This is a genomic window from Serratia sp. (in: enterobacteria) (genome assembly GCF_052400455.1).
Lineage (GTDB): Bacteria > Pseudomonadota > Gammaproteobacteria > Enterobacterales > Enterobacteriaceae > Serratia > Serratia ureilytica.
The window spans coordinates 2,570,659-2,587,972 of record NZ_CP185812.1 but is presented as its reverse complement, the minus strand read 5'-3'; the positions used below and the strand labels follow the sequence as shown (position 1 = coordinate 2,587,972).

Genomic DNA, 17,314 nt, shown 5'->3' with positions numbered 1-17,314 from the left:
TCCATAAACGACGGGCAATCTTTTCTTCCCGCCGGATAAAACAACGCCTATACTGCGCCGGTAGTTTATATGCAGTATCTCGTTTGGCGAGGCTCCTATACAAACACAGGTTACTGATCTGACGACATCGAGAGATGCCCAAGGTTAAGACAGGCTTTATCGGATTAAGGTTCAGCCCAAAGTAACTTCCGAGCAACAATTCGGATACGTTGTATAGTGCTAAAACCTGGACGCGGAGATAGGCAGTCTGCACTCCCTCTGTGGTTACGCCCCTATGCGATTCGCTGTTGAAGTTCACAACAGAAATAGGGACTGACAAAATGATCAAGTCACATCAATACTCTTCTTCTCCGGCGCTGCGCGCGACTGAAACTCTCGATGAAACTTCGGTCGCCGGTTATATGAACGCCGATTTTATTACCGTTCCCGCGACGATGACGGTCACGCATGCCCGGGAATATTTACTTTCACAGCTAAAAACGGACGAAATTCCTACCCGGGTCTTTATTACCGCAGACGATTATCATTTGCGCGGCACGCTGTCGGTGAAAAAACTGCTGCAGTGCGAAGAACAGGATAAAGCGGTCGGCGTAATGATGGATTACAGCTATTTCCAGGTTTCACCCGATGACGATCGCAACGACGTGGCGCATTTGCTGGGCAAAGGCGGTTTGGACGTGGTGCCGGTCGTGGCGAACAACACGCTGGTCGGCGTGCTGGGCGAGCGCGAGATCGCTCGGCTGGTCGAAGATGAAAACACCGAAGACGCGCAGCGTCAGGGCGCGAGCCTGCCGCTGGACAAGCCTTATCTGGAGACCAGCCCGTGGGCGCTGTGGCGCAAACGCTCGGTGTGGCTGCTGATGCTGTTCGTGGCCGAAGCTTACACCGGCAACGTGCTGAAAGCGTTTGAAGATCAGCTCGAAGCGGCGATTGCGCTGGCGTTCTTCATCCCGCTGCTGATCGGCACCGGCGGCAACAGCGGCACCCAGATCACCTCGACGCTGGTGCGCGCCATGGCGCTGGGCGAGGTCAGCCTGCGCAATCTGGGCGCGGTGATCCGCAAAGAGGTCACGACCTCGCTGCTGATCGCCGTCACCATTGGTCTGGCGGCCTGGGTGCGCGCCTGGATCATGGGCGTCGGCATGGAGGTGACGCTGGTGGTCAGCCTGTCGCTGGTGGCGATCACCGTATGGAGCGCCATTGTTTCGTCGATCATCCCGATGCTGCTGAAACGGCTCGGTATCGATCCGGCGGTGGTGTCGGCGCCGTTTATCGCCACCTTTATCGACGGCACCGGCCTGATTATCTATTTCAAAATTGCCCAGCACGTCCTGGGAATTTAAACGGGGCCCGCGCTTGAAAGCGCGGGAATGTTGAAAAAAGAGGAGGACGTTAAAAAACCATGGACACCGACCAACCCCGATATTTAACGCAAGGGGATTTTATCGATAACATTTAACCTGAGGACAAAACAATGGGAAACATGACTATTTTTATGGGATTCCTGGCAATGATCAGCTCACTGGGCCTGTTGGCGGCCTATATGAGCACCAAATGGGATGATTGATGAACGCTAAAGATCCGCCTAGATGCATCCTCCCCGTAACCGCTATTTATTATGGGGAGGATTTAGCGGCGCGCTGAACGCGCGGCCTGATACGGGAGTTGATAATAATGACGATTCTTATTCTGGGATTGCTCTACGCCATTTTAATGATTTCGGTGGGGGTGAATGAGATTTATTTTTATTCCACCGGAAAATCCAATTTTCTTACTAGCCTCATGCTGACTTTCTCTGGCAGTATGCTGCTGATCGCCTTTGTCTGGCAATTATCCTCTAAAGTAAAAAAATAAATCACCGTCCGAATGTGAGCAGCATAATGCAAAATGAAAAACAGGCCGTGGCCAGAAACTCGATGATCGCCAGCGGGTTACTGGCCACGGGCAAATTCGTCGCCGGCATTTTTACCGGCAGTATTGGCCTGATATCCGAAGGGATCCACTCTTTCACCGATTTTATCGCCACCAGCATCACCTGGCTGGCGGTGCGCATCAGCGATAAACCCGCCGATGACGATCACCACTTCGGCCACGGCAAGGTGGAAAACCTGGCGGCGCTGTTCGAGGTGTTGCTGTTGCTCGGCGCCGCCGGTTGGATCGTCTACGAGGCGGGCGGCAGCCTGCTCGGACAACCGCATGAGATAGTCGCGGCGCCGGTGGTGATCGCGGTGCTGCTGATTTCCATCTGCGTCGATTTTTTCCGCGTGCGGGCGCTCAACCGCGTCGCCAAGGCGACCGACAGCGCGGCGCTGGAGGCGGATGCGTTGCATTTCTTCTCCGACATGCTTTCGTCCGGCGTGGTGCTGCTGGGCATGGTGTTTGTGCTGCTGGGCTTTGGCCGTGCGGACGCCATCGCCGCGCTGATCGTCGCCGGTTTTATCTTTGTCGCGGCAATCAAACTGGGTAAACGCTCCTTCGACTCGCTGATGGATGCCGCGCCCGCCGGGGCCACCGAGGCGATTCGCGCCACGCTGGACAGCTTCCCGGCGGTGCTGGCCTGCGACAGCGTGCGTATTCGCAACGCCGGCGCCGTACTGTTTGTCGAGATCACGGTGGCGGTGTGCCGCACCTTGCCGCTGGAGCGCATCGATGCGTTGAAGCGAGAAATCGTCGAACGACTGCGGGAGCAGTATGCCAAGGCGGAGTTTACCGTCATCGCGGTGCCACAAACCCGCAGCGACGAAGACATGGCGACGCGCATTCGGGCGATCGCCGCCAATCACGGCGCGCAGGTGCAGAACGTCACCTTGCAGCAGTTGCCGACGCACATGGCGATCGGCATGGATCTGGCGGTGCCGGCCAACGCCAGCGTGGCGCAGGCGCATGATATCGCCACGGAGATAGAAGGGATCCTGCGTCAGGCGATCGGCGAGGACACCGAGATAGAGACACATCTGGAGCCGCAGACGCCGCACTGGCTGGCCAGCGAGGATGTTTCCGCCGCCGAGCTGGCCGATATCCGGCTGATTTTGCAGTCGGCGCTGGAGCAGGGGGATAAGGTGCAAGACGTGCACAACATCCGGGCGCGCAGAACCGACGGCGGCATCATCGTCAACTTCCACTGTCGGGTGTCGCCGGCGGTAACCATCGCCGCCGCGCACGATGCGGTCGATCGGGTCGAGCGGCGGCTGCGCGCGCTTTATCCGGCCATCTCACGCGCGATAGGGCACGTCGAGCCGATCAAGCCCGGCGTTTGAATCAGCTCGGCCAATTGTGGATAGAGCGCCGCGTTGGCCAGCAGCAGCGGGTTGCCGCGTCGCAGCCCGTTGTGGTGCATAAAGTCATTCGCCACGCCGCCGGCTTCGCGCGTCAGCACCAGCCCAGGCAGGCTGTCCCAGGCGTTCATATGCGGTTCGTAATAGCCCAGCAGACGCCCGGCGGCCACCTGGGCGGTCATCAACGCGCCGGAGCCGCTGCGCACGAACATGCCGCCCGCCTGCAACAGGCGACAGAGAAAACCGCTGAATTCCGCCGCCGAGGCGCGCGGTGATATCCCGACGCCCATCACGCCATCCGCAACGCTGCGCCCGGCATGCACGCCGATCGGTTCCCCGTTGAGGAAAGCGCCTTGGCCGCGGCAGGCGCGGAACATCTCGCGGTGATTGGGATCGTAAACCACGCCGATCGTCGGCTCACCGTCGATCACCACGCTTATCGCGATACACCAGGTATGCAGCCCGTTCAGGAAGCAGGCGGTGCCGTCGATCGGATCGACGACCCAAAGGCAGGCCGCGCTATCGTTGGTGCCGCCGCTCTCTTCGCCGAGAAACCCATCCAGGGGAAAGCGCCGGTTAATCATGCGGCGGATCAGCGCCTCGACGCGGCGGTCGGCCTCGCTGACCACGTCCTGCAGGCCCTGTTTAAACTCGACGGCCAGACTTTGCCGGCGTTGGTAAAAGCTGAAGGCGAGATCGGCGGCGGCGCGGGCGATCTCTCGCGCGAAGCGGTAGCGCGCCTCGATGTCCCGTGGAGAGAGTGACGTCATGGAGTGCCTGATAACGAAAAAAAGGAATGGCAGTAGCCTGCCAGAGAATGATGAAAGTAATGTGTCGCTCAGCGCTGCGGATAAAACAAGCGCTGCGTGTCGCGCCTCAAGCCGGCGGCGGCACGCGGTTTTTGCCAAGAGGAAAAAACAGGCCGCCGGGCGGCCTGTGAGATTGATGACAAACCTTATACCCTTGCCGGGTTGGCAGAGAGCACCGAATAAAAAACAAGGAAAATCAATTTATTGATTTTCGGCTGATCACCACAAAGAGGGGAAAAACCACGCTTTTTCCCCTCTTTGTCAATAGCCTGACAGGCCGCCGGGCGGCGGCCTGTGGGATTAGCCCAGATGCAACCGGGCGGTGATGTCGGCAATCTCGCGGCGCCAACGCGCCTGAAGCTCCGGTTTTTGATGCTTCAGTTTACGCGCCAGGTCGGCCTCCAGTTTGCTTTCGAGGGCAAACAGGGCGGTCAGCAACGCCTCTTCGCCTTCCAACTGCGGGTTTGGCGTCGGGGCGTCTACGTTGGCCTCGCGCGCCGTCGGCAGCGCCGGCGTTTCACCCGCCAGACGCTGGTACACCGGCGCCAGATCGTGCCACTCCTCCAGTTTTTGTTGGTCTATCAGCCAAAAGCGGTTGCAGCTCTGTTCGATCAGCATCCGATCGTGGGTGACCAGCATGACGGCGCCGGGGAACTGACGCAGCGTTTCCGCCAGCTCCTCTTTGCCCGCCATATCCAGGTGGTTGGTGGGTTCGTCCAGCAGCAGCAACGAATGGTTGGCCAGCGTCAGGCCGACAAACAGCAACCGTGAACGCTCGCCGCCGCTCAACGAACGGATCTGCTGATGGTGGCGCAGGTAAGGGAACCCGGCGCCGATCAGCGCCATTTTCCGCTGTTCCTCGGTCAGCGGCGCAAACTGCGCCAGCGCTTCGCTCAACGTGTCCTCATCGCGCAGCTGTTGCAGGCTCTGATCGTAATAGCCGATGCGCACACGCGGATGGAACAGCGCCGGGCGCTGCGTTTGTTGCTGATACTCGCGCCACAGCAGGCGCAACAGCGACGATTTTCCGCAGCCGTTGCGCCCGACGATGGCGATGCGATCGCCGCTTTTCACGCGCAGATGTTCCAGGCTGAACAGCACCGGCGCATCCGGCGCCGGGCGCACCGCCCAGTGCGGCAGCGCCAGCAGGCGATCGGCGTCCAGCGCTTCTCCCTGCAGCCGCAACCGCCATGGACTGCCGGCGGTCAGGGTGGTCTGTTCTTCCTTCAACCGATCGACGCGCTTCTCCATTTGCTTGGCCTTGCGCGCCAGATCTTCGTTGTCGTAGACCTTGCCCCAGGTCGCCAGGCGCTTGGCGCTTTTTTCCACCCGGTCGATTTCCTTTTGCTCGGCGTGGCGCCGCTGTTCGTCCGCGGCGTCCTGTTCCGCCAGCGCGGTGCGCGCCGCAGAGCAGGGCAAACGGAAGAACTGCAGCGTTTTGTCGCGCAGGATCCAGGTGCAGTTGGTTACCTGGTCGAGCAGGTAGCGATCGTGCGACACCAGCACGAAGCTGCCGGTCCAGTTACGCAAGAACTGTTCCAGCCACAGCAGCGTGGGCAGGTCCAGGTGGTTGCTGGGTTCGTCGAGCAGCAGCAGATCGGGCTGGCGGATCAGCGCGCGCGCCAACAGCAGCCGCGTATGCTGGCCGCCGCTGAGGGTGCCGGCGGTCAGCATCCAGCTCGCCGGTTCAAACCCCAGCTCGGCCAGTAGCGCTTCGCAGCGCCAGCGTTCGCTGAGGTATTGGCCCGCAGGCAGCCGCGCCAGAACCGCATCCAGCAGGGTGCTGGCGTGCAGTTCCGGCGGCAGGTGCTGCTCGATGCGCGCCATCAGACATTGATGTGACAATGTCACCGTTCCGGTGTGCGCAGGCAGGTCGCCGCTGAGAATTTGCAGCAGGGTGCTTTTGCCGCAGCCGTTATCGCCGATCAAACCGATGCGGTCGCCTTTTTTCAGGCTGAAGGAAATCTCGCTCAGCAGGACGCCGAACGCGTTGTCGTAACCGACAGATTGTGCAGACAGTAATGTGCTCATTGCTTACTCAAGAGTTACAGGCATGACAATGCCTATCGTCAAACATTGCTGACGATAACCCGGTAAGCCGGAGGGAAGATCCTGGATTTTAGTAAGCTTCGCTCAAGCTGGGTTATCGCAGCGCGATACCGGTAATGCTTGAGCGGCGACGATTACCAAAGAAGTGTGAGTGAAAAACCAATTCACACGTCAGCATAGTAAGTCTCCTTTTATTGGTTGCAGGTTAATCGGTGGCTGGATTATAGAGCGCTTCATGCCGTATCGCCAGTGTAAAAGCGCCCGAATAATCAGCAAGCTAAGGCGAGCGCGGGCGCGTGGCACACAATGGGAATAATTACTGTATTTCGGCCGACATTAAGCAGCTATTATAATTAGCGTTTATGGTTAAGCGACGGTTCATCCGCCGCCTGTTCGTCTGTCTATCAGATAATGATGCTGAGCACTGAATTTATGTTAAAGCCTCGCCCGTTCCTGCTGTTGTTATTATTGCTGTTGGGTATGCAACTGACGCCGTTCGCCGCCGTCGCCGCCACCCAGGATGATCCCGCCGCCGAAAGCGCGCCCGATCCCGCTACGCAGTTGAAAGCCGCGCAAAAGCAGTTGGACAGCATGAAGCAGCTGGTTTCCAAAGCGACGACCGACACCCAGCTCAGCAAGCTGCGGTTGGCGACGGACGATCTGGTCGCCAGCATGGATAAATTGTCCGCCGATCTGCAGCCGGTGCAGGAAAAACTGCAGGCGCAGTTGGACGTGCTGGGGCCGGCCCCGGCGGCCGGCGCGCTGCCGGAAACTCCCGCCGTCGCCCAGCAGCGCAATGCGCTGAACAGCAGCAAGAAGCAGTTGGACGATGCGGTAAAACGCGCGCAGGCCATCAAGACCAGCGCCTTCGACCTGGGCCAGCAGATCAGCGATCTGCGTCGGGTGGCGTTCAAAACCCAGCTGGCGCTGAACACCGGCAGCATTTTGGGCGTCAAATTCTGGACGCCGGTCGTGCAGCCGTCAGCGGATGACGTGCAGCGGCTGGACCAGTTCAACGCCGAGATGAAAGCGGCCTGGGACGCCAGTTGGCAGGACGAATGGCGGTACGGCACGCTGGCGTTGCTGGCGCTGGCGGTGATCGTCTGGTCCTGGGGGCGTTATTTGTCCGAGCGTTTCCTCGCCTGGGTCAGCATTCGCTTCCTGCCGGACGGGCGCCTGCGCCGCAGCTTTATGGCCATCATCACCGTGGCGGTGACGGTGATCACCACCTCGATTGCGCTGAACCTGCTGTATTACGTCTTTATCCGCGTGCAGCCGCTGCCGGTCATGCTGGAAGACTTCGCCGAAGGCTTTAACCGTCTGGGGATTTTCTGCGCGCTGATCGCCGGGCTGGGGCGTGCGGCGCTGTCGCTGAATCGCCCGTCCTGGCGTTTGGCTTCGCTGGACAATGAAGTGGCCGCCGGGCTGCGTTACTTCTCGCCGCTGCTGGCCGGCCTGGCGCTGGCGTTCGGCACCGTGGAGCTGATCAACAACGTCGTCAGCGCCTCATTGGCCACCACCATCTTCGGTAACGGCCTGGTGGCGGGGCTGATCGGTATGGTGCTGCTGGCGGCGCCGCTGCGCGGCCAGCGCATTCGTCGCCGTCTGGAGCAGCAGGGCGCGCACCTGGAAAAACGCACGCTGGTCGGCGGGCTGGTGCATATCGTCACCCTGGTGTGTTCGGTGGTGATCCTGCTTTCACTGCTCGTGGGCTATATCGCTTTCGCCCGCTTCCTGACCTACCAGCTCATCTGGGTGGTGCTGGTGCTGATGGCGTTCTACTTCATGGTGCTGTTCGCCACTGACCTGTGCGCCGCGCTGTTTTCGCCGCAGACCGTCAGCGGCAAGATGCTGAAGAAAACGCTCAGCTTCAAGGATCGCCATCTGGAGCAGGTGGCGATCATCACCACCGCGCTGGCCAAATGTTCACTGTTGCTGTTGATGATCGTCGCGTTGTTCAACGGTTCGTTTGGCAGCACCACGCCGGGCTCGCTGATGGAGAAAATCGTCTCCATCCTGACCGGCGAAGGGTTGCAGCGTTTCAACATCGTGCCCGGCAACCTGCTCAACGCCGTGATCTGCCTGGCGATCGGCATCTACATCCTGCGCGCGGTGCGGCGCTGGCTGGGCTCTGAGCTGCTGCCGAAGACCATTTCGGACGTCGGCATTCGCGCCTCGCTGGTGACGCTGTTCAGCAATATCGGCTATGTGCTGGTGATTCTGATCACCCTGGCGGCGCTGGGCATCCAGTGGAGCAACCTGGCGTGGATCGTCAGCGCCCTGTCGGTCGGTATCGGTTTCGGTTTGCAGGAGATTGTGAAGAACTTTATTTCCGGCCTGATCCTGCTGACCGAACGCCCGGTGAAGGTCGGGGATATGATCGGCATCGGCGGCGTGGAAGGCGACGTGCGGCGCATCAACGTACGCGCCACCGAAATTCAGCTCAGCGACCGCTCCACCATGATCGTACCGAACTCGCAGCTGATCTCACAGAATGTACGTAACGCCACCATGGGCAACGCGCAAGGCGTGGTGACCATTGCGCTGACGTTCCCGACCTCGATCGATCCGGAGCAGGTGCGCAATATCCTGCTGAGCGCTTACAACGAGTACGAAACCATTCTGGAGACGCCGGCGCCTTACGTGCGCTTCAGCCAGTTGGGGCCGGACGGCATTATCCTGAGCGTGACCGGCTATGTGCCGAGCCCGCGCATGGTCGGCGCCACCAAGAGTGAACTGCTGTTTAACATCCTCAAGCTGTTGCGCGCTCAGGAAGTGAGCCTGTCCAGCCCGCAGGAGGTGGTGTTCATGAAGCAGCAGGCGACGCGATATCAGGCTAACGAAGAGGAACACTCTTCCTAGTTCTGCCATGAGGCGGCGGGTCGTTTATCAACGGCCCGCCGAACGCGGCTAGTACATCGACGGCTCCACTGACTGCGAACAGTCGCTGTTGGCGCCGGAGTTGCTGCAGGTGTAGGGCTCATTCGGCGACGCCGGCGGCGCATTCGACGGGCCGCCGCCGCCGCCGATACAGCCGCTCAGCAACAACGTCAAAAGCACCAGCGTTATCTTTTTCATCTCTCCGTCCTCCATTGCGATTCCTCCTTTAAGTATATGTCGGGAAAGCGAACGCTACCGCCCGCCAGTGCGATCTATACTCCTTGGATGCCGTTTCGCCGCACCGCGCCGGCGAACGAGGGGGAAAGATGCACATCGACGACGATTTGACGCGCTTTGCCGCGTTAGGGGCGCCGCCCTTACCGCCGGGAGCCCGGCAGGGTTATATTGACCACGACGGCGCGCGTATTTGGTATGCCGCCTATGGCGACGGACCGGCGGTGATCCTGTTGCACGGCGGCCTGGGCCACAGCGGCAACTGGGGGTATCAGCTGCCGGCATTGCGGGCCGCCGGGTACGGGGTGTTGCTCATCGATAGTCGCGGGCACGGGCGCAGCACGCGCGACGCCCGGCCGTATCGTTACGATCGGATGGCCGATGATCTGTTGGCGGTGATGGCGGCGCTGCAAATACCCCACGCCGCGCTGGCGGGCTGGAGCGACGGCGCTTGCGTCGCGCTCATCGCCGCCCATCAGGCGCCCGGGCAGGTGGACGGCGTTTTTTTCTTCGGCTGCAATATGGACGCCAGCGGCGTTAAACCGTTGGTGCCCAGCCCGATCGTCGAGCGCTGTTTTGCGCGCCATGCGCAGGACTATGCCGCCTTGTCGCCAACGCCGGACGATTTCGAGGCGTTCGTCGCCGCCGTGAGCCTGATGATGAGCAGCCAGCCGGACTACCGCGCACAGGAATTGGCGGCCATTCGCGTGCCGGTGACGATCGTTCACAGCGAACACGATGAATTTATCCGCGCCGAACATGCCGCCTATCTTAGCCGCAGCATTCCCGGCGCCCGTTTGACGATGCTGCCGGGCGTCAGCCATTTCGCGCCGCTGCAGCGGCCCGCGCTGTTCAACCGCGCGTTGCTGGATTTTCTCGCCGATGTGATGTGCCGCGGCCGGCGCAAAGAAAACGGGCGCCAAACGGCGCCCAAGGCATGACAGGTTAGAAATCGACCGTCGCTTGCAGGCTCAGGCTGCGCGGTTCACCCTCAATCACGCGTAAATTACCGGCGCTGGAGGCATAGTACTCGCGGTTGAACAGGTTTTTCACATTCAGTTTCAGCTGGGTATGTTTCCCAAGCAGCTTGCTGTCCCAGGCGACAAAGGCATCCGCCACGGTATAGGCCGGCATGGTGAAACTGTTCTCCGGATCGCCGGCGCGGCGACCGACGTAGCGCGCGCCGCCGCCAATGCGCACCTCGCCGGGCACCACCGGCAATGTCATGCGGCGGCTGAGGTACAGGCCGCCCATGTTGGTTGGGGCGTTGACCAGCCGATTGCCGACGTTGTCCGGGTTGAGGTTGTCTTCGACAATTTCGGTCTTGTCGTAGCTGTAGTTGGCGGTGAGATCCCAGTTGCGCGCCACTTCCCCGTTCAACTCCAGTTCGACGCCGGTGGAGCGCGCTTTGGGGATGCTGCGGGTCACGCCGTTGATAAAGATCGACATGTTGCTTTCATCAATGCGATAGAGCGCCAGCGTGGCGTCAAACGCCGGGGTGATCTGCCATTTTCCGCCCACCTCATAGGTGGTGCCGGTTTCCGGCGTGGCGACGTTGCCATTGTCGTCGATGGCGGTGGACGGCGTGAACGAACGGCTGTAATTGCCGTACAGCGACAGGCTCGGCGTCAGTTTATACACCAACCCCGCCTGCGGCAAAAACTGGTCGTCTTTGTCATTGAGCGTATTTTTCGGTTTCTGGAAACCGTTGCTGTTGTTCTGGTAATACGACTGATAGCGCGCGCCCAGCACCGCGATCCATTGATCGGTGAGATGAATGCTGTCCTTGGCGTACAGCGAACGGCTGAACAGCGTGGCGCGCAGGTTGCTTGAGGCGTCGCTGTAGGTGGTGCTGTCGGTGATCGGCGTTTCGCCATACACCGGATCGTACATGTTGAAGGTCTTCGAGACCTTGCCGCGGTAGGAATAGGCCTTGTAGGTCTGATTCTTCTCGTAGTCCACGCCCAGCAGCAGATCGTGCTGCATGCCGAACAGCTGCGGCGAACCGGTCAGATCCCAGGAGTAATAGTGGGTTTGATGATTGAAACCGCGGTTGGCGTCGGCGCGGCGCGAGACGATGCCGGTCGTGGTGTCGACCGCGGTAGCGCGCACTTCGTTGCTGTCGTAACGGCGTTGCAGCCAGGCGTAGTTGAAGCGGGTCGTCCAGATCGGATCGAGCGCGTACTCATAATGGGCGTTCAGACGTTTGTTCTTGCCCCAGGCATGGTTCGCGTAGTCATCCAAGCGGCGGTCATAGGGCACATCGACCGGTTTGCCGTCGATAAATGCGGTGCCGCGATCGTAAGGAATGTCGTACTTGTATTCGCTGTAGGCGATGTTAAAGGAAGCCTGGTCGCCGAACCAACTGAGCGAGGGGGCAATCAGCGTGTGTTCGTCGCTGCCGAAATTGCGCCAGTAATCTGCGTGCTGGCGTTCGGCGATCAGGCGAAAGGCGAAGCCGCCGCCCAGCGGGCCGGTCACATCGACGCTGCCGCTGCCGCCGCCAAAACTGTTGGTGGCGCCGCTGATGCGGGTGTTCCAGTCATACTGCGGTTTTTTGCTGATCAGATTGATGACGCCGCCGGGGCTGAGGATGCCATACAGCAGCGAAGCGGAACCTTTCAGGACCTCGACGCGATCGGTGGTGGCGTCCATGCTCAGCCCTTGGTTGCTGCGCACGCCGTCGATGAAGACCGAGCCGTCGGAGTTAACCCCGAACCCGCGTTTGACGAAGCCATCCTCCGTGCCGCCGAGCGTGTTGCCCTGGGTGACGCCGCTGACGAACTTCATCGCATCATTGACGCTTTTGACCTGGAAGTCGTCAATGACCTGAGAGGTGACGACGCTGACCGATTGCGACACCTCGGCGATCGGCGCGGCGGTCTTGCCGGCGGTCGAGGCAGTGTCAGCGCTATAGCTGCCGGAAGGTTGGGCCGCGGCGGTCACCGTAATGGATTCCTCCGTTTTTGCGCCGGGCGCGGCGGCGATCGCCAGCGCGGGGAACAAACCGGCAATCAGGGGCAGCGTGCGAAGAACGTGATTTTTATTTCTTTTAGTGGGGTGGCGAAGAACTGACTGGTGCATATAATTCCATGAAAAAATAATAAATAGTAACGATTATCATTATAATTATCATTTATAGGTTTTGAATAGAGGGGAATGCAGCTATCCCTTCATTGCACGATTTAATTTTGTCATTAGGGAAAAATACGGCGATTTTGCCGGTAAAAAGTCGGCAGGGTGGCAATAACGATCGAGATGGAGCGAGAGTCGCGGCAGTTTGTTCGCTAGGTGGGGGATCTCTGTCAATATATTGATACACAAATATATTTTCCCTTGATGAATAAACAGGTGTCCGGGCAGGGAAAACTGGCAATAATAGGCGGGTCGGCCGTTCATCTTCGCCTCATCGCCGACGGTTGTGACGCGAAAATACTGTCACTTTACGCTAGCGGAAGTCTCTGGATCCAAGATGCAAACCACCTCGTTGTCCGATACCCGGAAAATCTGGCCCGCGCTCATCATTTTTTTGTTGGTGTTCACCCTGTGTCTGCTGGGCATCGTGAGTCGCCCCGGCAGCTTTCTGGCGATATTCTGGCCGGTGAACGCCGTACTGCTGGCCGTTTTGGTGCGTCGGCCACAGTGGGCTACGCGAGCCGGCTGGGGTATGGCGGTGCTGGGCTATCTGGCGGCGGATCTGTTGACCGGTAGTTCGCTGCAAAAGACGCTGCTGCTGAACGTCGCCAATCTGACCGGCGTCGTGGTGGGGTATCTGTTGTTCATGCGGCTGTCGCCGCCGGCGCGCATGTTGCAACGCGGCACGTCCAGCATGTACCTGTTCGGCATCTGCCTGGCCGCCGCCGCCGCGACCGGCGCGGTGGGCGCCGTAACTTCGCAGTGGCTGTTCGGCAGACCCTATCTGACCTCGCTGGCGCTGTGGTTCTCGTCCGAATTCACCAATTACGTCACGCTGATGCCGTTTATTCTGGCGTTTCCCGGCGATTGGCGACGTCGCCTTGCGGCGGCCGGCGCCATGTTCACCCAGCGCAGCCAATGGCCACGGGCGGGGCGAAAACTCACGGTGTTGGCGCTGCTGTTGCTGGCGGCGGTGTGCAGCGTGCTGATCGGCGGCCCCGGGGCGGTGATCTTTCCCATGCCGGTGCTGTTGTGGCTGGCGATGTCCTTCTCACTGTTCTGCACCATGATTGCGGTGCTGATCTATGTGCTGTGGTGCCATCTGGCTATCGATTTCGGGCTGTTGAGCTCGACGCTCGACATGAAGGTGTTGCAAAACGCGGTATCGATGCGTTTGGGCATCGCGCTGCTGGCGCTGGGGCCCATCGCCGTGGCCAGCATGAACTATGCGCGTAATGCGTTGCTACGCACGCTGGAGCACGTGGCGAATCACGATGCGTTGACGCACGTGCTGACGCGCAATGCGTTTATGCAGCGCGGCGAACGGTTGATAGACCAAAAGGGCGAGCTGGTGTGCGTGATGATGCTCCATATCGACTATTTCAAATCGATTAATGACCGTTTCGGCCATGCCGGCGGCGATCAGGCGCTGATGGCCTTTACCCGCGCGATCGCCGCCGATCTGAGCGTCGGTGATCTGTTCGGCCGCATGGGGGGCGAAGAGTTCGCCATCGTTTCGACGCTCGGCCAGCCGCAGCAGGGATGGCAATTGGCCGAACGCCTGCGGCAACGCATCGAAACGGAGTCTATCCTCATGCCGGCCGGGCATCCGCTGCAGATCACCGTCAGCATCGGCATGGTGACCTGCCCGGGCGGTTCCGGCCAAAGCCTGGCGGATCTGCTGAAGCTGGCGGATCTGGCGGTGTACAAAGCGAAAAACGCCGGCCGCAACCGGGTCGCCACACCGGAATCGTCTCCGCCGGCCTGTCACGGCCGCTGAACTTCCGATCCGCGCTGCGTGCCTGCGGTCTAAACTGGTAAGGGACGCGGGCATTTCCGCCTGCGCCAAACCGACTGTCCTTAATCAGACAAGAGGATGCCAGAATGAAATACGTAGACGGGTTTGTGGTGGCGGTGCCCGCCGCCAATAAGGAGGCTTATCACCGGTTGGCGGCGGCGGCAGCGCCGCTGTTCAAAGAGTTTGGCGCCACGCGCATCGTGGAGTGCTGGGGCGATGACGTGCCCGATGGCAAGCTCACCGACTTTCGCGGCGCGGTGAAAGCCCAGGAAGACGAAGTGGTGGTGTTCAGCTGGATAGAGTACTCCTCCAAAGCGGTGCGCGACGCCGCCAATGAGAAAATGATGAACGATCCGCGCATGAAAGCGCTGGGCGAGATGCCGTTCGACGGCAAACGCATGATCTTCGGCGGTTTCGCGCCGATCCTCGATGCGTAAAGGAGGCGCAGATGGCCAGAATTACGCAACATCTGTGGTTTGAAAAAGACATGGAAGCGGCGCTGAATTGCTATGTCGCGCTGATCCCCGGATCATCCGTGAACTGGTTTTCCGACCTGCCGGCGGAGACGCCGAGCGGCCCGGCCGGCAGCGTGAAGCTGGCCGCCTTCACGCTGGGGGACCAGCGCTACGCGGCGATCGAAGCCGGGCCGCTGGATCCGTTCAATCACAGTTTCTCCGTGATGGTGGAATGTGACGATCAGGCGGAAGTCGACAGGCTGTGGGATGCGTTGAGCGAGGGCGGCGAGGCGGAGCAGTGCGGCTGGCTGCGCGATCGCTGGGGGCTGTGCTGGCAAATTGTGCCGCGGCGCCTGACGGAGTTGATGAACGATCCCGACGCCGCCCGCGTGCGGCGGGTAACGGAAGCGATGCTGCTGATGGGCAAAATCGACATCGCCGGGCTGGAAGCGGCGGCGCGCGAGTAGCGCAACAGTCACAGAGGGAGAGAACGGATGCACCGAGAACGGCACAGTATTGAACGTATCGGCTGGCTGCGGGCGGCGGTGCTCGGCGCCAACGACGGCATCGTTTCAACGGCCAGCCTGCTGCTGGGCGTCGCGGCGGCCAACGCCTCGCATTCCGCGCTGATGATCGCCGGCGTCGCCGGGTGGGTGGCCGGCGCGATGTCGATGGCCACCGGCGAGTATGTGTCGGTCTCGTCGCAGGCGGATACCGAAAAGGCCGCGCTGGCGGAAGAGCAGGCGGAGCTGCTTGAAGACTACCCGGGGGAGTTCCGCGAACTGACGTCAATCTACGTGCATCGCGGTCTGGATCCGGCGCTGGCCCGGCAGGTGGCGGAAAAGCTGATGGCGCATGATGCGCTGGAGGCGCACGCGCGCGACGAACTGGGTATTTCCTCCGCCACCCGCGCCCGGCCGCTGCAGGCTGCGTTGGCGTCGGCCCTGAGTTTCTCCCTCGGCGCGCTGTTGCCGCTGCTGGTGGCGATGTGGGTACCGGTCGCCTGGACGCGGCCGGCGCTGGTGGCGTCGGCGCTGATTTCCCTCGGCGTTCTCGGCGGCATCGCCGCGAAAACCGGCGGGGCGCCGATCTTGCCGGGCGTGGCGCGCATCCTCATCTGGAGCGCACTGGCGATGGCGGTTTCTTCCGGCGTCGGCCTGCTGTTTGGCGTGACGGCCGGCTAACGTCGCGCTTGCATCAATCTAGTGCACCTCAAGCTCAGAATTTATCATTTGTCAGCCGCCGGCGTTCGCGGCAAGGTGACGGCAACGCCAACATCAGTCAGGGACACTTATGCAGAAATCACAGATCCTATCGTGGGTCGCCCAGCATCCGCTGTTGCAACGCATGGTCGCGCTAGAGCCGATCACCTGGTTCAATCCGCGCGCGACAACGCTGGCCGCAGGGTTGCCCCACGTCGGGTTGACCGCCGCCGACGTCGCCGACGCGGAGCAGCGCCTGGCGCGTTTCGCGCCTTATCTTGCCGCGGCCTTCCCGGAAACCCAACCGACAAAGGGGATCATCGAATCCGAGCTGGTGGCGATCCCGGCCATGCAGCTCGCGTTGGATCGGCGCTATGGGCAGACGTTGGGCGGGCGCCTGCTGTTGAAAAAGGACAGCCATCTGCCGATTTCCGGCTCAATCAAGGCGCGCGGCGGCATCTATGAGGTGCTGACGCACGCGGAGAAACTGGCGCTGGAGGCGGGGCTGCTGCACACCGGCGACGACTACGCCCGGCTGTTTTCCGACGAGTTCCGTCAATTCTTCAGCCAGTACCGCATCGCCGTCGGATCGACCGGCAATCTGGGATTATCCATCGGCATCATCAGCGCCCGGTTGGGGTTTGACGTCAGCGTGCACATGTCGGCGGACGCGCGGGCGTGGAAAAAACAGAAGCTGCGCGACAATGGCGTGACGGTGGTGGAGTACGCCGACGATTACGGCGTGGCGGTCGAACAAGGGCGCAAACAGGCGGCGGACGATCCGAGTTGCTTCTTTATCGATGATGAAAACTCGCAAACCCTGTTCCTCGGCTACGCGGTGGCCGGCGGCCGCCTGAAGCGGCAGTTTGCCGAACAGGGCATCGTGGTGGACGCGCAGCATCCGCTGTTCGTTTATCTGCCGTGCGGCGTCGGCGGCGGGCCGGGCGGAGTCGCCTTTGGCCTCAAGCTGGCGTTCGGCGATCATGTTCACTGCATTTTCGCCGAACCGACCCATTCCCCTTGCATGCTGCTCGGCGTCTACAGCGGGTTGCATGACGGCATTGCGGTGCAAGATCTCGGCATCGACAACCGCACGGCGGCGGACGGACTGGCGGTGGGGCGCGCCTCCGGCTTTGTCGGCCGGGCGATGGAGCGCCTGCTGAGCGCGTTTTACACCCTGAGCGACGAAGAGATGTTCGCGTTGCTCGGATTGTTGGACAGGCACGAGCATATCCAGCTGGAACCCTCCGCCCTGGCCGGCATGGCCGGGCCGTGGCGCGTTGCGGCCCATGCGGGGGAGCTCAGCGAGCAGGGCGTGAGCGCCGAGCACCTGGCCCAGGCGACGCATCTGGTATGGGCGACCGGCGGCGGCATGGTGCCGACGGCGGAAATGGCGAAATACCTCGCGGCCGCGCAAACGGCGCCGTGAGCCAATAGCGCCGAGGCTTGCGCTCGCTTCCTGTTTTTAGGCGGCGAG

The 17,314-nt window shown here is 61.0% G+C and carries 15 protein-coding genes and 1 riboswitch; of the genes, 11 read left to right on the top strand and 4 right to left on the bottom strand.

What is annotated here, in order from left to right; genetic code table 11:
• Nucleotides 1–71: 71 nt before the first annotated feature.
• Nucleotides 72–245, top strand: a riboswitch (M-box (ykoK) riboswitch).
• Between the two features lie 75 nt (nt 246–320).
• The 4 genes from ACORQT_RS12520 to ACORQT_RS12505 all read left to right on the top strand — a co-directional run bounded on the left by ACORQT_RS12520 (nt 321) and on the right by ACORQT_RS12505 (nt 3,257).
• Nucleotides 321–1,343 (top strand): magnesium transporter, encoded by a 1,023-nt coding sequence (locus ACORQT_RS12520; protein ID WP_033643160.1) that lies wholly within the window; start codon nt 321–323, stop codon nt 1,341–1,343.
• A gap of 131 nt (nt 1,344–1,474) precedes the next feature.
• Nucleotides 1,475–1,567 (top strand): protein MgtS, encoded by a 93-nt coding sequence (gene mgtS, locus ACORQT_RS12515; protein WP_004938109.1) that lies wholly within the window; start codon nt 1,475–1,477, stop codon nt 1,565–1,567.
• Between the two features lie 107 nt (nt 1,568–1,674).
• Entirely contained in the window at nt 1,675–1,854 is a 180-nt protein-coding gene (locus ACORQT_RS12510) for a hypothetical protein (protein WP_004938106.1), read from the top strand.
• Nucleotides 1,855–1,880: 26 nt separating this feature from the next.
• Nucleotides 1,881–3,257, top strand: coding sequence for a cation diffusion facilitator family transporter (locus tag ACORQT_RS12505; RefSeq protein WP_072627608.1), 1,377 nt, complete (start codon nt 1,881–1,883; stop codon nt 3,255–3,257).
• Here the strand turns inward: ACORQT_RS12505 and ACORQT_RS12500 are convergent.
• Nucleotides 3,200–4,045: an inositol monophosphatase family protein gene (locus ACORQT_RS12500; RefSeq protein ID WP_033650338.1), complete on the bottom strand. Its 846-nt coding sequence runs from the start codon at nt 4,043–4,045 to the stop codon at nt 3,200–3,202. The genes ACORQT_RS12505 and ACORQT_RS12500 overlap by 58 nt on opposite strands.
• A gap of 339 nt (nt 4,046–4,384) precedes the next feature.
• The gene (locus ACORQT_RS12495; RefSeq protein ID WP_444859170.1) at nt 4,385–6,115 is read right to left on the bottom strand and encodes an ABC-F family ATP-binding cassette domain-containing protein; all 1,731 of its coding nucleotides are present in this window, start codon (nt 6,113–6,115) and stop codon (nt 4,385–4,387) included.
• A gap of 450 nt (nt 6,116–6,565) precedes the next feature.
• Here ACORQT_RS12495 and ACORQT_RS12490 point away from each other — a divergent pair, with 450 nt between their 5' ends.
• Complete coding sequence (locus ACORQT_RS12490; protein ID WP_169539598.1) at nt 6,566–8,995, top strand: DUF3772 domain-containing protein; 2,430 nt, start codon at nt 6,566–6,568, stop codon at nt 8,993–8,995.
• Between the two features lie 48 nt (nt 8,996–9,043).
• On the opposite strand, the gene ACORQT_RS12485 is transcribed toward ACORQT_RS12490, so the two are convergent.
• Complete coding sequence (locus ACORQT_RS12485; protein WP_226886075.1) at nt 9,044–9,211, bottom strand: hypothetical protein; 168 nt, start codon at nt 9,209–9,211, stop codon at nt 9,044–9,046.
• 128 nt (nt 9,212–9,339) lie between these two features.
• On the opposite strand from ACORQT_RS12485, the gene ACORQT_RS12480 reads away from it, so the two are divergent.
• Entirely contained in the window at nt 9,340–10,188 is an 849-nt protein-coding gene (locus tag ACORQT_RS12480; protein ID WP_164057833.1) for an alpha/beta fold hydrolase, read from the top strand.
• Nucleotides 10,189–10,192: 4 nt separating this feature from the next.
• On the opposite strand, the gene ACORQT_RS12475 is transcribed toward ACORQT_RS12480, so the two are convergent.
• Nucleotides 10,193–12,331 carry a TonB-dependent siderophore receptor gene (locus tag ACORQT_RS12475; RefSeq protein ID WP_415640869.1) on the bottom strand — a complete coding sequence of 713 codons (2,139 nt, stop codon included), beginning with the start codon at nt 12,329–12,331 and terminating at the stop codon, nt 10,193–10,195.
• Between the two features lie 388 nt (nt 12,332–12,719).
• Between ACORQT_RS12475 and ACORQT_RS12470 the strand changes: the two genes are divergently transcribed.
• The 5 genes from ACORQT_RS12470 to ACORQT_RS12450 all read left to right on the top strand — a co-directional run bounded on the left by ACORQT_RS12470 (nt 12,720) and on the right by ACORQT_RS12450 (nt 17,266).
• Complete coding sequence (locus ACORQT_RS12470; RefSeq protein ID WP_444859169.1) at nt 12,720–14,162, top strand: sensor domain-containing diguanylate cyclase; 1,443 nt, start codon at nt 12,720–12,722, stop codon at nt 14,160–14,162.
• Nucleotides 14,163–14,266: 104 nt separating this feature from the next.
• Complete coding sequence (locus tag ACORQT_RS12465) at nt 14,267–14,617, top strand: DUF1428 domain-containing protein (protein ID WP_108680784.1); 351 nt, start codon at nt 14,267–14,269, stop codon at nt 14,615–14,617.
• Between the two features lie 11 nt (nt 14,618–14,628).
• Nucleotides 14,629–15,102 (top strand): VOC family protein, encoded by a 474-nt coding sequence (locus ACORQT_RS12460; protein ID WP_033650344.1) that lies wholly within the window; start codon nt 14,629–14,631, stop codon nt 15,100–15,102.
• Nucleotides 15,103–15,129: 27 nt separating this feature from the next.
• Nucleotides 15,130–15,819, top strand: coding sequence for a VIT1/CCC1 transporter family protein (locus ACORQT_RS12455; protein WP_042784570.1), 690 nt, complete (start codon nt 15,130–15,132; stop codon nt 15,817–15,819).
• Between the two features lie 109 nt (nt 15,820–15,928).
• Nucleotides 15,929–17,266: a D-serine ammonia-lyase gene (locus tag ACORQT_RS12450; protein ID WP_117188248.1), complete on the top strand. Its 1,338-nt coding sequence runs from the start codon at nt 15,929–15,931 to the stop codon at nt 17,264–17,266.
• Nucleotides 17,267–17,314: the final 48 nt, after the last annotated feature.